14 protein-coding genes are annotated in these 14,320 nt (G+C 45.8%); 1 reads left to right on the forward strand and 13 read right to left on the reverse strand.

The genetic code is table 11. The annotated features are described in order from the left end of the window. Nucleotides 1–1,381, reverse strand: a 1,381-nt coding sequence (locus IQP38_RS15740; protein ID WP_228010081.1) for an aldehyde dehydrogenase family protein, incomplete at its 3' end; no start/stop codon positions are given. 73 nt (nucleotides 1,382–1,454) lie between these two features. Continuing rightward, nucleotides 1,455–1,853 carry a RidA family protein gene (locus IQP38_RS15745; RefSeq protein ID WP_193837734.1) on the reverse strand — a complete coding sequence of 133 codons (399 nt, stop codon included), beginning with the start codon at nucleotides 1,851–1,853 and terminating at the stop codon, nucleotides 1,455–1,457. Between the two features lie 155 nt (nucleotides 1,854–2,008). On the opposite strand from IQP38_RS15745, the gene IQP38_RS15750 reads away from it, so the two are divergent. Next, entirely contained in the window at nucleotides 2,009–2,899 is an 891-nt protein-coding gene (locus IQP38_RS15750; RefSeq protein WP_005375788.1) for a LysR family transcriptional regulator, read from the forward strand. 80 nt (nucleotides 2,900–2,979) lie between these two features. On the opposite strand, the gene IQP38_RS15755 is transcribed toward IQP38_RS15750, so the two are convergent. From IQP38_RS15755 to IQP38_RS26480, 11 genes are all read right to left on the reverse strand, one after another. Then, nucleotides 2,980–4,086, reverse strand: coding sequence for an NADH:flavin oxidoreductase (locus IQP38_RS15755; RefSeq protein WP_017821199.1), 1,107 nt, complete (start codon nucleotides 4,084–4,086; stop codon nucleotides 2,980–2,982). Nucleotides 4,087–4,757: 671 nt separating this feature from the next. Next, nucleotides 4,758–5,672, reverse strand: coding sequence for a heme o synthase (cyoE, locus tag IQP38_RS15760; protein ID WP_017634257.1), 915 nt, complete (start codon nucleotides 5,670–5,672; stop codon nucleotides 4,758–4,760). Then, nucleotides 5,633–5,944, reverse strand: a complete 312-nt coding sequence (gene cyoD / locus IQP38_RS15765) for a cytochrome o ubiquinol oxidase subunit IV (protein WP_012842490.1) — start codon at nucleotides 5,942–5,944, stop codon at nucleotides 5,633–5,635. The genes cyoE and cyoD overlap by 40 nt, the downstream gene beginning before the upstream one ends. Further along, nucleotides 5,944–6,546 (reverse strand): cytochrome o ubiquinol oxidase subunit III, encoded by a 603-nt coding sequence (gene cyoC / locus IQP38_RS15770; RefSeq protein WP_005375782.1) that lies wholly within the window; start codon nucleotides 6,544–6,546, stop codon nucleotides 5,944–5,946. The genes cyoD and cyoC overlap by 1 nt, the downstream gene beginning before the upstream one ends. Beyond that, nucleotides 6,536–8,572: a cytochrome o ubiquinol oxidase subunit I gene (cyoB, locus tag IQP38_RS15775; protein WP_005375781.1), complete on the reverse strand. Its 2,037-nt coding sequence runs from the start codon at nucleotides 8,570–8,572 to the stop codon at nucleotides 6,536–6,538. Before cyoB ends, cyoC begins: the two co-directional genes overlap by 11 nt. A 5-nt stretch (nucleotides 8,573–8,577) precedes the next feature. Further along, nucleotides 8,578–9,459, reverse strand: coding sequence for a ubiquinol oxidase subunit II (gene cyoA, locus IQP38_RS15780; protein WP_005388604.1), 882 nt, complete (start codon nucleotides 9,457–9,459; stop codon nucleotides 8,578–8,580). Nucleotides 9,460–10,257: 798 nt separating this feature from the next. Beyond that, nucleotides 10,258–11,016, reverse strand: coding sequence for an SDR family oxidoreductase (locus IQP38_RS15785; protein WP_005375778.1), 759 nt, complete (start codon nucleotides 11,014–11,016; stop codon nucleotides 10,258–10,260). A gap of 110 nt (nucleotides 11,017–11,126) precedes the next feature. After that, entirely contained in the window at nucleotides 11,127–12,032 is a 906-nt protein-coding gene (gene mmsB / locus IQP38_RS15790) for a 3-hydroxyisobutyrate dehydrogenase (protein ID WP_193837735.1), read from the reverse strand. Nucleotides 12,033–12,043: 11 nt separating this feature from the next. Then, a complete protein-coding gene (locus tag IQP38_RS15795) occupies nucleotides 12,044–13,183 on the reverse strand; it encodes an enoyl-CoA hydratase/isomerase family protein (RefSeq protein WP_193837736.1) in 1,140 nt (379 codons plus the stop codon). Between the two features lie 8 nt (nucleotides 13,184–13,191). Then, complete coding sequence (locus IQP38_RS15800; RefSeq protein WP_053349982.1) at nucleotides 13,192–13,977, reverse strand: enoyl-CoA hydratase; 786 nt, start codon at nucleotides 13,975–13,977, stop codon at nucleotides 13,192–13,194. Between the two features lie 38 nt (nucleotides 13,978–14,015). Further along, nucleotides 14,016–14,320: acyl-CoA dehydrogenase family protein (locus IQP38_RS26480; RefSeq protein ID WP_265575753.1), on the reverse strand; the 305-nt coding region annotated here is incomplete at its 5' end.

The following is a 14,320-nucleotide window of genomic DNA, read 5'->3' on the forward strand; positions in this document are numbered from 1 at the left end:
TAGATTCTTTACGGCCACCAAATGGGACGTGATAATCTGTACCCGCAGTTGGCAAGTTAACCATGACGCAGCCCGTTTGGACTTGCTGTTTGAAGATCGCGCTATTGCGCAGACTTTGCGTGATAATGCCGCCTGTCAGGCCAAAGCGCGTATCGTTCGCGACTGCAATTGCCTCATCCAGATCAGAAACGCGAATCACGCTTGCCATTGGTGCAAAGACTTCTTCTTGGTTCACTTCCCAGCTGTTTTGTGTGTTCAAGAACAGGGTTGGTGACATATAGTAACCGTCATGCTCTAGGCTCAGACGCTCACCACCGAAAGCCAGCTCCGCGCCTGCTTGGCGTGCGTTTTCAATCCACTCAAAGTTCGCATTCAGCTGGTTACCATCAACAACAGGACCCATGAATACGCCCTCTTCCAGTGCGTGACCCACTTTTAATTCGCTCATGCGTTGGATTAGCGCTTCAACATACGCGTCGTGAATTCCGTCCATAACCACAAGACGAGAAGACGCGGTACATTTTTGACCTGCACCCGAGAATGAGCCTGCGATTGTGGCTTCAACGGCAATTTGAATGTCTGCATCATCGGCCACTACGAGCGCGTTTTTGCTGCCCATCTCTAGCTGACAACGCACAAAGTTTGGTGCCGTTGCCGCCGCTACTTTACGGCCTGTGTCCACAGAACCAGTGAAGCTCACGCCGTTCACATCTTTCGAATTGATAAGGGTATTACCAACTTGCGAACCGCTACCCAAAACGAGGTTAAACGTGCCAGCAGGTAAACCTTGGCGATGGACAATCTCAGTCAGTGCAACGGCACTCGCTGGAGTTAGGTTGGCAGGCTTCCAGACGACACTGTTGCCAAACGCAAGTGCTGGCGCGATTTTCCAAGCCGCTGTTGCTGTTGGGAAGTTCCAAGGAGAGATAATGGCGATAACGCCGACGGCTTCGCGAGTAACTTCAACGGAGACACCTGGACGGACGGAAGCAGCGTTATCGCCAATTTGACGCAGTACCTCAGCAGCAAAGTATTGGAAGAATTGGCCAGCACGGTAAATCTCACCTCGACCTTCAGCAAATGGCTTACCTTCTTCACGCGAAAGCAAGGTACCCAATTCGTCACATCGTGCAATGAGCTCATCACCAATCGCTTGCAACACTGCTTGTTTGCGCTCGATTGGTGTTTTTTCCCACTCTGACTGCGCTGATTTAGCCGCTTGAATCGCTTGCTCTACTTGCGACACACTCGCTTGTGCGAAATCGCCAATGTTTTCGCTGATATCAGAAGGGTTAATATTGGCGATGGTGTCCATGCCCGATTGCCATTCACCTGCTATGTAGAGGGATTTTTCTGCTTGAACATTGTTAATAAAAGTCATGGTTCTTTCCTTGTTCTTCCGATTTGTGATGGCAAGCCACCCACTCACTGATCTCTAATTGTTCTTATTGGATTTATTCTGGTTTGCTTGCCGACGCGTAGACAACAAACTCCACCAACATCTCTTCTCGCGCTAACCCTGCAACCACCATGGCGGCGCGATTTGGGTACGGCGCTTCAAAATATTCCGCGTACACTTGGTTAACGGTCTTTAAGTATTCTCTGTCAGTCACATAAATCAGGACCTGCAACACCGAGTCCGAAGACTCCCCTGCACACTCCAGGGTGTGAATGAGATTGTTAAAGGTTTGACGTGTTTGTGCTTCGATACCGCCTTCCACAACCGCGCCTGTGTCATCAATAGGAATTTGAGCCGTATACAGGGTTCCGTTGTTGACTATCGCCCATTCAAGCGGCGCTTTAGAAGCAAATAGACTGGTTTTAACTGGGTGTTTTTTAGTAGGAGTATTCACGTGCCTTTCAACCTTTGTAACAGCTTTGTTTCAATATGGTTAAATGATGCACATTGACAAGCGATAAATCTAACGGTAAATTTTTGACATTTGATAAATTAAACTTATCACTCTGTTTAAAATAACGTAAATAAAGGGATTAAGAGGCATTAGGGATGAGTATTAAGCTTCAACAATTAATGCATTTTGTGATGGTAGTCGAGGAAGGAGGCTTTCGAGCCGCTTCACATCGTGCAAATCGTTCTCAGGCGGCACTGTCAACATCGATAAAAGAGCTTGAAAAAATTCTAGGGCAAACGCTGTTTGAACCCGGAAACAAAACCAAATTGACCCCGTTTGGTGAAATTTGTCTTCCCAAAGTGGTTCAGTTTCTCAATATCTACAGTGCACTAGACAACGATCTCAAAGCAGCCGCTGCCGGACAGCAAGGGAGAGTGCGAATTGCGAGCGTTCCTTCTGTTGCAGCGAAGCTCATTCCTAGCGTGTTGGGCGCCTTTTGCGAACAGTATCCAAATGTAGAAGTAAGCTTGATAGACGATAATGCCGCTGGCGTCGAGGCTCGCCTACTCTCCGGTGAGGTCGACTTAGCGCTCGGTAACCCCTCTCACCTCGATGAGGGGGGCATTGACTTTACGCCGCTGTTAGCCGATCCAATAGGCGTGGTGTGTTTAAAGGACAACCCTATTGCGAGTCATCCAGAAGGAATCGAGTGGCAAACTTTGTTGGAACAACCCTTTATCCGTAACGGCACTTGTACACTTCTCGATCCAACCCCAGCAAGAGCTCTGAGTCAGCAAGCGCTCTATTCGGTCGAAAATATTACTTCGCTGTTTTCTGTCTTAGAACTTGGGATTGGTGTCACGACCCTACCGAAGCTTGCTTTCCCAACCAATGAAACACGCTTGGTTTGGATCCCGCTTATCGATCCACCACTTGAAAGGCAAATTGGTATATTTACGTTAACCGATCGCACGATCTCGCCTCAAGCTAAAGCATTTCACGATCTTTGTGTGCATTATTTAAACTATCAAAAAGAAGATAAATAATGGTTCGATTAACATGCGGATAATTAAAAGCCTCCATATTCAGAGTGGAGGCTAATTTGTATTTGTGTATTCGCTTCGTTCTATTTTTTGCGACGATTTCGGTTCTTATACACCACGCAAAAGTTACCACGCTTGGTACGACACTTTGAGCAACGCTCACAATCTACTGGTGCGCGATTGCCTTCTTTCCAACGTTTGATCAACTGTGGCTCAGCCAATAAAGGGCGTGACACAGCAAAAAATTGGATATCTGTGTTTTCTGCAATTTTCTCAATCGCATCAATGTCGCTCAGCCCGCCGACAGTAATCACCGGTATACTAACGTCCTGACTGATCACGTGACCATATTCGTGAAAGTAACCTTCTTCTTGTAGTGTGTAACCATCGAACGTTTGACCAACAAGTTCGTTTGCTTTGCCGTGAACATTGCCAGATACGATGATCGCATCAACGCCTATTTCTTCAAGTTTCTTACAGACGACGCGAGTTTCATCGAACGTTAAACCGCCGTCAAAGAACTCTGTTGCCGTCAGTTTAACGAGGATGGGAAATTCGCTTCCAACCAGCTTTCTGGTTTCAGAATAAATTTCTAAAAGAAAGCGCATGCGATTTTCTAAGTCACCACCATATTCGTCTTCGCGACGATTATAGTACGGGCTTAAAAACTGGTTAATTAAATAAGTGTGCGCCGCATGAATCTCTACTCCGTCAAAACCAGCGTCTTGAGCACGTTTACTCGCCAATGCGAATGCCTTTACGATGTAGTCTATTTCGTCCTTTGTCATCGCTTTGCCTTGCGTATTTGTACCACGCTCAGGCACGTCACTCGGAGCGAAGATGACACGCTCACCGACGTTATGGGTGGTTTTGGTGCCACCGTAAGCAATTTGCATCACGATTTTAGAATCTTGTTGATGTACTAGCTCTGTTAGCTTTTTGTATTCTTCAATAAAAGAGTCGTTGTAGATCCCCATCATACCTGCGTTGGGTTTCTCTTCTTCAACGATATTGGCATAACCCGTAACAATAAGCCCAACTTCCCCTTTCGCAAGCGTTTCGTAAATATCGTAAAGCTTTGCCGTCATGTGACCATCTTCGGTCGCCATGTTCTCCCACGTTGCGCTTCGCACAAAACGGTTCTTTAGGGTCATGTTGCCAATGCGGGCTTCGGAAAACAAAATGCTCAAAACCAGTCCTCTTAAAGTTGTCTTTATGTTTTATCTTTTCGCAAGTAAACAAGAACGAAAAAGGAACAGCGATACACGATGTATGGCTGTTCCTTCTCTGAATCCTTGAGACCTGCAAACTACAGGCGCACCTTAATGCCTCGGAGACGACAAAACTTTAATCTGGGTTAAGGTTTAGTGAGTTTTTAGATTATGTAAAAGGATGATTCTTAATCGTGTTCATTTCACTGGAGTTAAGATGCTTCGTCACCCACTTTCAGTCGTAAAGCTTTTGTATTTCGCTAGCTGGTGATTCAACTCAAACATTCACATTGTTAGTTTGTATGCTGCCATGGGAACTAGCACTCCCCCCAATGTTTACATTACAAACTATCGATATTGAATTCTCATATGGTAAGTAGAGTTATTGCGCTGTTTATACTTTTTGGCTTAATCGTCGCTATCTCTTGGCATTATTACGCGTCAGCGGAAACGCGCGATCCACTATGTTTTACACACTGGTTGTTTTTGCTTTTAGATATGAATACGTGATAGTGAAGCTAGAGGAGGAACAGGAAAAACAGTGAAAATAAAGGACAATAGAAAGTTAAATGACCTTACTTCCAGGTAAGGCCATTCATGCATTCAGCAGCAAAAGATATTGGCGTTTAGCAAACGCTTAGGTTTGGTTGTTACAGAGCTAGAGGAATCAACTCGACACCAAGCACACCACTGATCCCCATCACCACTAGCAGTGAGACTTTAAACACCGACTTTGACCAAGCGATGTAGTTGTTGTCATCAATGCTGCGAAAGGTCACTTTCGTCCACATAAAGCAAACAACCGCTGCAACCGCTAAGTATTCATACCCGGCTTCACCTAGTAAAAATAACCCCAACGATACTGCTCCAAACGCCACGACATACGCTTTCATGTGTCGATGCGCTTTATGAATACCTTCTTTAACTGGCAATACGGGAATCCCAGCTTCTCGGTAGTCTTGCATGCGAAACATGGCAATGGCATACGAGTGCGGCATTTGCCAGAGACAGAACATGGTAAAGAGTAAAATCGCTTCCAAGCTAATGAAGTTTGTTACCGCTAAGTAACCCACCAATGGCGGAACTGCACCTGAGATACTTCCCACTAAGGTCCCATACACCGAGTTACGTTTATACCACATCGTGTAAAAGAACACGTAATACACGTAGCCAAGCAACACGACGACAGCGGATAGTGGGTTCACTCGGATAAATAACAGTGCGGTTCCTACCAGCAATAAAGCAAGTGCATAAACAAACGCAATATCGATATTGATGTTGCCTTTCACTGTTTCACGATTTCGTGTACGTGCCATCTTTTGGTCGATATCACGATCGAAAATATTATTCACCACACAACCTGAAGCGATGACTAACCCAACACCAACTAACGTCGTAACGAACAACATTAGACTGGCTGGTTCTGTTTTTGCGGCGAGGAAGAACCCCGCCGCAACAGAAATCAGGTTGCCGAAAATAATGCCCGGTTTAGTGATAGACAAATAACTTTTCAGCATACCTTGACCTACAACTTCATGTTGACGTTCATGTTGTAGATGATCCATACCGAGCCAGCGATAAGGATAAGTACAACAATGGCGGTAAACATCAGTGATACAAGGTTCCAACGTCCGTCGGATGTTTTTGTTTCCATGTGCAAGAAGTATTTAAAGTGAACAAATATCTGCACTAATGCACATCCAAATAGAATCGCATAGGTCGTTGTATCTGGTAATGATTTCGTCCAAACAAAGTAGAACGGAATTACCGTCAGAATCAGTGAGGCAATAAAGCCTTTCACGTAATCTGACGCACTGGTTTCTACATGTTGATCCATTACATTACCCCCAGTAAGTAAACGATAGTAAAGACACAAATCCAAACGATATCTAGAAAGTGCCAGAATAGGCTTAAGCAGTTAAAGCGCATTGCCATATTGTCGTTCAGACCTTTCGTCGACAGTTGATGATACGCTACCGCTAACCAAATCAGACCAAAGGTTACGTGCAGGCCGTGCGTACCAACCAACGTAAAGAATGCCGATAGGAATGCACTTGTTTGTGGCCCATAGCCTTCTTCAATCAGGTGATGGAACTCATAGACCTCCATACAGATAAAGCCAAGACCAAGCGCGAACGTGACTAACATCCAGCGTTTGAGACCAGCAACGTTGTTGCGCTTCATCGCGATAATGCCAAAACCAAATGTGATACTGCTAAACAGCAGCAACATGGTTTCGACAAACACGAATGGGAGTTCGAAAATGTCTTTACCTGTTGGGCCCGCAATTGAATTGCTCGACAGCACAGCGTAAGTCGCGAACAAGGTCGCAAACAATACACAGTCACTCATCAGGTAAACCCAGAAGCCAAATAGCTTGTTGCCATTCGTGTCATGGTGGTGATCATGGTCGTGATGTGCTGCGATATTAGTTTGCATACGTCACCTCCAGATCATCTTTACTTTCGCTGTCTTTCACTGAGTTTTTCTTCGCTTCTTCAAGCTGAGCTCGACGTTCGGCCTCAATTGCTTTGATCTCTTCAACTTCCACGTAGTAATCCACATCATCGTTATAGCTATGCTGAATACACGTCACGATAATACCGACCAAACTTGCCGCCGCTAGCCACCAGATGTACCAAATCATGCCGAAGCCAAATAGGAGCGACCAAGCCGACACGTAGATGCCTGTTGCAGTGTTTTTTGGCATATGAATACGTTCGTATTCCACTTCTTTAGTTGGATCGAACTCGCCACTTTGTTTCTGGTACCAGAAGGCATCTAGCACATCACCTTTTGGTAGGTGCGCAAAGTTGTAGAACGGCGGTGGAGACGATGTTGCCCACTCAAGAGTACGACCACCCCACGGGTCACCAGTTAGATCACGGTTTTGCTCGCGGTCACGGATACTCACGTAAATTTGGATGAACTGAGACAATACGCCCAGCGCAATCACAACCGTACCTGCTGCGGCAATCGACAACAGTGGGAAGTATTCTGGGTTGATGTCTTGGCTTAAACGACGAGTCATCCCCATGAAGCCCAGCGCGTAAAGCGGTAAGAACGCCATTAAGAAACCAATAATCCAAAGATAGAACGCGCGTTTGCCCCAAGTTTCATTCATGGTGAAACCGGTCGCTTTCGGGAACCAGTAAGTGATCGCAGCGAAACATCCAAACACCACACCACCAATGATTACGTTATGGAAGTGCGCAATCAGGAACACAGAGTTGTGCAGAACAAAGTCCGCACCCGGAACCGCCATTAGTACGCCCGTCATACCACCAACAGTAAAGGTGATAAGGAAGCCCACCGTCCACATCATTGGCGTCGTAAAGCGGATGCGGCCTTTGTACATGGTGAATAGCCAGTTGAAGATCTTCACCCCAGTTGGGATAGAAATGATCATCGTGGCAATACCGAAGAAGGCATTTACGTTCGCGCCAGATCCCATCGTAAAGAAGTGGTGTAGCCAAACGACAAACGCAAGAATCGTGATAACTACGGTAGCCCAAACTAGCGATGTGTAACCGAACAACTTTTTACGTGAAAAGGTTGCGGTGACTTCTGAGAACACACCAAAAATTGGCAAGATCAAGATGTACACTTCTGGGTGACCCCAAGCCCAAATCAGGTTGACGTACATCATTACGTTGCCGCCAAGATCATTGGTAAAGAAGTGCATGCCTAGGTATCTATCCAGCGTAAGCAGAGCGATAGTCACCGTTAGGATTGGGAATGAAATGATGATCAAAATGTTTGCACACAGAGACGCCCAAGTGAAAACTGGCATCTTCATCATTGGCATAGACGGTGTACGCATACGCAAAATGGTCGCGAAGAAGTTCACGCCTGTTAACGTCGTACCAACACCTGATATCTGCAGCGCCCAAATCCAATAGTCGACCCCGACTCCTGGGCTTGCCTCAATACCTGAAAGCGGCGGATACGCTAGCCAACCTGTACGACCAAATTCACCTAAGCCGAGAGACATGTTTGTTAGGATGACACCAACAACAAACAGCCAGAAGCTCAAGTTATTCAGATACGGGAAAGCTACGTCACGTGCACCAATCTGCAATGGCACGATGATGTTCATCAAACCAATGACCAATGGCATCGCTACAAAAAAGATCATGATCACGCCGTGGGCAGTAAAAATTTGATCGTAGTGATGCGGTGGCAAATAACCTGCTTCACCCGCAGAAGAAAGGAGTTGCTGACTACGCATCATGACTGCGTCAGCAAAACCACGAACAAGCATCACCATCGCTACTGCGATGTACATGAAGCCAAGTTTTTTATGGTCTACTGAAGTAAACCATTCATTCCACAAATATTGCCACTTTCCGGCTTTAGTTACCGCGTAAACTACGGCTAAACCAACCAGCGCCACAACCGCTAAGGTGATGACGATAATAGGTTCGTGGAATGGAACTGAATCAAGAGTTAATCTTCCAAACATTACGATTATCCTTGGTTTTCAGGCAAACAGTTCATTGAACCAGGATGCTGAGTCACAACGTCGGTGAACAAGAACGGAGGAACGCTAGAGAACAAAGTGACTGGCTCTGCGATACTTGGCGCTGCCAGTGAGCTGTATTGCTCCCAATCTTCAATACGATCAGGGCTCGCCTTCACTTTCTGCACCCAATTTAGGAACGCAGCACGATCAGACATTGCTGAAGCTGTGAACTTCATTTGCGAAAAGCCTTCGCCGCTGTAGTTCGATGCAAAACCCTTGTAGTCACCTTCGTGGTTCGCTATCAGGTTGAGCTTGGTTACCATTCCTGGCATCGCGTAGATCTGTGTACCTAAGCGAGGGATGAAAAACGCGTTCATGATGTTGTCCGAAGTCAGTTTGAACTGCACTGGCACGTCTTTCGGGAACGCCACATAGTTCACCGTCGCAATGTTTTCCTCTGGATAGATGAACAACCATTTCCAATCGAGTGACACCACTTCGATGGTCATTGGTTTAACATCACTTTCCAATGGTTTGGAGGGCTCTAGTTCATGAGTCGAACGCCATGTGATCGTCGCAAGAATCGCAATGATGATGATTGGAATTGTCCATACCACCACTTCGATTTTGGTCGAGTGTGACCACTCGGGTGCGTACTCTTCTTCAGTGTTAGAGGCGCGGTATCGGTAAGCGAAGTAAATCGTCATTAAAATCACAGGGATTACAACGATCAACATCAGCAAAAGAGCAGTAATAATTAACTCTTTTTCTTGCACACCAATGGCACCTTTGGGGTCAAGTAAAGCTGAATTACATCCTGAGAGCATAAGTATGACGGACGCCAAACTTCCCCTCGACAAGATGCGTTTATATCTTGAGGCTTCCATTAACTTTCTCGATGGTTGTCTGGTTTCAAAGCAGATGCCAATCAAAGTAAATAAGAGCTCACAAATTGCGCAGAGGTAATGTATGAGAACAAGAAGAAACTTCGCTAAGTAGTTATTCTACTTACAATTTTTCAACTTCGTCATCAAGCATTTAACCAGCTAGAATGAACCGTTATTTGCTACGATACGATTGGTATCAAGCCAAGAACCAGTTGTTATAGTCATTAGAATGTTTATGTGTTGAGCATGAGTAACGTCGGGCTCAGAGCGAAACAAAACGGAATTGAGTGGAGATCAAAACCACACTCTTAGTGTGAGTTTATTGTTACACTTTGAAACACTATGTTACATTTGGCGCATTATGAGGAGTAAAAAGTTAAAGCTCATTAGCCACAACTGGAAACTAACCTTCCATTAATGGAAGTTACACACTTTAAATCGAATATTAACCTCAACACGAATTTCTCGTGCTTCAACAATTAATTATTTAAAAACAAACAGTTGAAACTTAAAATTAATGAGACTGACTATCAACTTCATTTACGCAGATAGCCTTAATTAGAAGCGGAAACTAAAAAACAAAAAGTGTGATCAGCGTCAAATTAATGATTTCACTTAATATTTGAGTGGTATTTACATCTCTTTATTGGATTGTGAGAAATCATTCTCAAGGTAAATCCAAACATAAGTTGTAAATACATTTGGGTTGCGCAGAATGAGCACTCCACAACATAGAAAATGTTGAAATGGAAAGAGACTTATTATTCAGGCCTATCAGAGCCTTATTTCAGTGGTCACTTACATACGAATGCCTCCATCCACTTCTAAAACTCTGCCAGTAAAGTAATCACTCTCAATAATGTATTTTACTGCATGCGCGATTTCGCTTGTTTCGCCCATCCTGCCAACTGGGATCATCTTTTCTAATCGCTCTATGGCTTCTGGTTTCATTTGCTCTGCCATCGCGGTATGAACTACACCTGGTGCAACCGCCGCCGCGCGAATACCGTATCTTGCGAGCTCACGAGCCCATGTTGTCGCCATGGTCGCGACCGCCGCTTTTGACGCAGAATAATTGGTTTGTCCGATATTCCCTGCTCTCGCAACACTAGAAATATTGATGATAACGCCTTGGGAGCCACTCTCAATCATCTTGACGGCAGCTTCACGCCCACACAAAAATGTTCCTGTCACGTTAACGTTCATGACCAAATTGAATTGATCCAAAGACATCTTACTGATCACGCCATCTTTTGCTTTTACAAGTAACCCATCTCTTAATACGCCAGCGTTATTGACTAACCCATTGAGTTGACCAAAATCTTGGATAATCGCTTCAAACGTGGTTTCAACGTCGATTTCGTTGGTGACATCCACTTGATATGTCAACGCTTTCGCACTCAGCATTCGACACTGCTCTTGTGTTTCCATTAAGCCACTGGCGTTTACATCCAACAACGCTAAATCAGCGCCAGCTTGAGCAAGGGTAATGGCCATCATTTGCCCAAGCCCCTGCCCTGCTCCTGTAATGGCAATAACACTACTTTTTATGTCCATATTGGTGCACTCCATAGCTCGTAATGTTCTCTATCTCAACCAGTCTAAGTTGGCCGAAATGATGCGCGTTTTACGTCACCATCTCGGGCTGGTTTGTCACAAAACTCGGTCTAGCCTTTCTTACTCTTGTATAACTCAAATAAGCTTGAGAAATCGAGTTCGCCGTGGCCGCTCGCGTTGTGGAAAGAATATAAGTTGCGCGCTAACGACCCCATCGGAACCGAAGAATGTGTTTGTAACGCCGCATCTAACCCCAAGCCGAGATCTTTCAGCATGAGTTTGCTCATAAAGCCCGGTTGGTAATCGTGACTGGCTGGCGCACTGTCCATCACGCCTGGGCAAGGATTGTAAAGCTCCAATGCCCAATTTCGGCCAGAGCTTTGCAGCATGATGTTTGATAGCACTTTTGGATCGAGTCCATGATCGATACCTAGGTTTAATGCCTCGCACGTACCAGACATTAAAATGCCGAGCATAAGGTTGTTACAGATTTTCGCCATTTGACCATCGCCTGCTTTGCCAGCATGGAAAACATTTTTTCCCATATACTGCAAAATGGCATTGGCTTTAGAAAACGCTTGATCCGAACCACCAACAATAAAGGTTAATGTCGCCGCTTTAGCGCCAGCAACGCCCCCCGAAACGGGCGCGTCGACAAACAACACGCGTTTATTTGCCGCTTCATTGGCGACTAATCGCGCAGAGTCCGGATCAATGGTTGAACAATCAATCATCAAGGTACTTGGCGAGACAAGATTGAGGACACCTACGCCACCATGTAAGTCACCAAGATACACGGAACGAACGTGAGACCCTGCTGGTAGCATCGTGATGACTGTGCTAGCACCATCCACGACTTCCTCAATAGAGCTCGCCACCACCGCACCAAAAGGTACTAGTTGCTTTGCGGCTTCGCTATCGACATCGAATACTTGCACGTTAAATCCAGACGCGAGTATGTTTTGCGCCATCGGATGCCCCATTCTTCCTAAACCGATAAATGCGATGGTACTCATGATCATTCTCCTTATTGACCTAGTGTTTGTTCACCCAAATCAGCAAGCGGATGTTCGTCATCCGGCCAAAGTGAGGTAAACAAGGTATCGATGACATCTTCATCGACTTCACTGACACTGTTAAACATCCAGTTAGGTTCGCCATCCCGGTCAATAAGCCGAGAACGGACGCCCTCTTTAAACTCACCTAATAAGGCACTGCGAACCGACAAACTCAACTCTAAACGGAAACAATCTGCAAGCGGTAAGCTGTGGTACTCTTTCACTTGTCTAAAGCAAATATGCGCGGTGATCGCACTGCCCGATGCGAACGTTTGTTTCGCGTTTTCTATCCACTGGCTATTCCCTTCGATAGCCATGATTCGCTGTGCTATCGCATTAAGATCAAAGCCTTTGCACGCTTCCTCTATCTGATCTAAGTATGGACAAATTTGCGTGGTTGGTTTGCTATCAATAACTTGTTCTTCCATTAACTGTAGTAGTGCAGTTACCAACTCTTTCGCATCTTCTTTGCCCCACTGGAGCCGCTTTAGCTCATCCAGTAAGGTGGGATACTGCTCTTCCAACAGTGACCAATCGGCCAAACCAATAGTGACAGCGTCACTTGAATTCACCATGGAACCTGTCAATCCGAGGAATAAACCCACTTGCGGATCTATCTGGCTTAAAAACCACGTACCTCCCACATCGGGATACAGTCCAATATTGATTTCTGGCATAGCAAGGCGTGATGTTGTTGTCACAACTTTATGGCTGGTTCCCATAAAAAGCCCCATCCCACCGCCCAGGACAATACCTTCTCCCCAACCGATAATGGGTTTGTTGTAAGTGTGGATGAGATAGTCACACTCATACTCCAACGAGAAATAGTTCGTACAGAACTCTACGATTTTTTCTTTACTCTCGTTATGCATGACGTGATACATAGCTCGAACATCGCCACCAGCACAGAATGCTTTTTCTCCAGCGCCAGTAAGTACCACACAAGTCACATGCGGATCGTCTTGCCACTTGATAAGCTGATCGTTAAGTTGGACTAACATGTCATACGTCAATGCATTCAATGAAGCGGTGTTGTCTAACGTTGCGATACCAATGCGGTGCACGCCATCTAAGCACTCTATTTCACTAATGGTTACCATCCCTGCCATGTGGCCTCCTATCGGTTTTTCCATTGCGGTGGGCGTTTTTCTAAAAAGGCGCGAACACCCTCAACTTGATCTTCCGTATCAAAAAGATTCAGAAACAACTCTCGCTCTTTCATTAAGCCGTGCTTAAGTGGCGCAGAGCGCATATTTTGAATGAGCGCCTTACATGCGGCGACAGAAGATGGTGACTGGTTCGCAACAGATTCAGCAAGTTCCAGCGCTTTACTTAAAGCTTCACCTTTGGGAACCAACTCCTCAACTAGGCCTAGTTCTTTTGCTTTGTCAGCGCTGACTTGCTCTCCACATAAAATGATACGCTTTGCCCAGCCTTCCCCTACTAACGCTGTGAGGTTTTGGGTACCGCCAGCGCAGGGCAAAAGTCCGACTTTGGCTTCAGGTAAAGCAAGTACCGCTTGCTCTTCAACGACTCGAATATCACAAGCTAATGCCACTTCTAAACCTCCACCCATGGCGTAACCATTAATAGCGGCAATGGAAACACCACGGAATTCCGAGAGCATTTCAAAGGCTTCACCAAAGCATCGCGCCATGTCTAACGCAACCGCTTTGTCACCGTCAGAAAATAGCTTGAGATCTGCACCAGCAGAGAAAAACTTTTCTCCACTGCCGGTTAAAACCAGTGCGTAGACCTGCTTATCATTGTTAAGTGTGAGTATCAGCGACTTCAGTACCTTGAGGCTCTCTGCTGTCCACGTATTGGCTGGCGGGTTGTTCATCGTCACCACCGCAACGTGATTAGTGATCGTATGTTGAATGGCTTCTTGGGTTAATGGCATATCTGAATCCTTTCTCAATGAGCAAATCCAATACTTCGCTACAGCAAGGCCGACTCCTCAGAGAGCAAACGGCGCGCGATGATCAAGCGCATAATTTCGTTCGTTCCCTCCAAAATTTGATGCACACGCACATCTCTGAAATGACGCTCCATTGGATACTCTTTGATGTAACCATAGCCGCCATAAAGCTGCAGCGCTTGGTCGCAAACCTGAAAACCTACATCGGTTGCGAACCGTTTTGCCATCGCGCAATAAGCCGTAGCATCAGGGTCATTTCGGTCGAGTTTACTGGCGGCATAGCGCACCAACTGCCGCGCAGCCACTAGCTCTGTCGCCATGTCTG

Source organism: Vibrio sp. OPT41 (assembly GCF_015163595.1).
GTDB lineage: Bacteria > Pseudomonadota > Gammaproteobacteria > Enterobacterales > Vibrionaceae > Vibrio > Vibrio alginolyticus.

Excerpts from the sequence above, each read along its gene's own strand:
- mmsB (WP_193837735.1), bottom strand. The coding sequence starts at position 12,032 with ATGAGTACCATCGCATTTATCGGTTTAGGAAGAATGGGGCATCCGATG.
- IQP38_RS15785 (WP_005375778.1), bottom strand. The coding sequence starts at position 11,016 with ATGGACATAAAAAGTAGTGTTATTGCCATTACAGGAGCAGGGCAGGGG.
- cyoD (WP_012842490.1), bottom strand. The coding sequence starts at position 5,944 with ATGGATCAACATGTAGAAACCAGTGCGTCAGATTACGTGAAAGGCTTT.
- IQP38_RS15800 (WP_053349982.1), bottom strand. The coding sequence starts at position 13,977 with ATGCCATTAACCCAAGAAGCCATTCAACATACGATCACTAATCACGTT.
- cyoC (WP_005375782.1), bottom strand. The coding sequence starts at position 6,546 with ATGCAAACTAATATCGCAGCACATCACGACCATGATCACCACCATGAC.
- IQP38_RS15795 (WP_193837736.1), bottom strand. The coding sequence starts at position 13,183 with ATGGCAGGGATGGTAACCATTAGTGAAATAGAGTGCTTAGATGGCGTG.
- cyoB (WP_005375781.1), bottom strand. The coding sequence starts at position 8,572 with ATGTTTGGAAGATTAACTCTTGATTCAGTTCCATTCCACGAACCTATT.
- cyoA (WP_005388604.1), bottom strand. The coding sequence starts at position 9,459 with ATGGAAGCCTCAAGATATAAACGCATCTTGTCGAGGGGAAGTTTGGCG.
- cyoE (WP_017634257.1), bottom strand. The coding sequence starts at position 5,672 with ATGGATCATCTACAACATGAACGTCAACATGAAGTTGTAGGTCAAGGT.
- IQP38_RS15750 (WP_005375788.1), top strand. The coding sequence starts at position 2,009 with ATGAGTATTAAGCTTCAACAATTAATGCATTTTGTGATGGTAGTCGAG.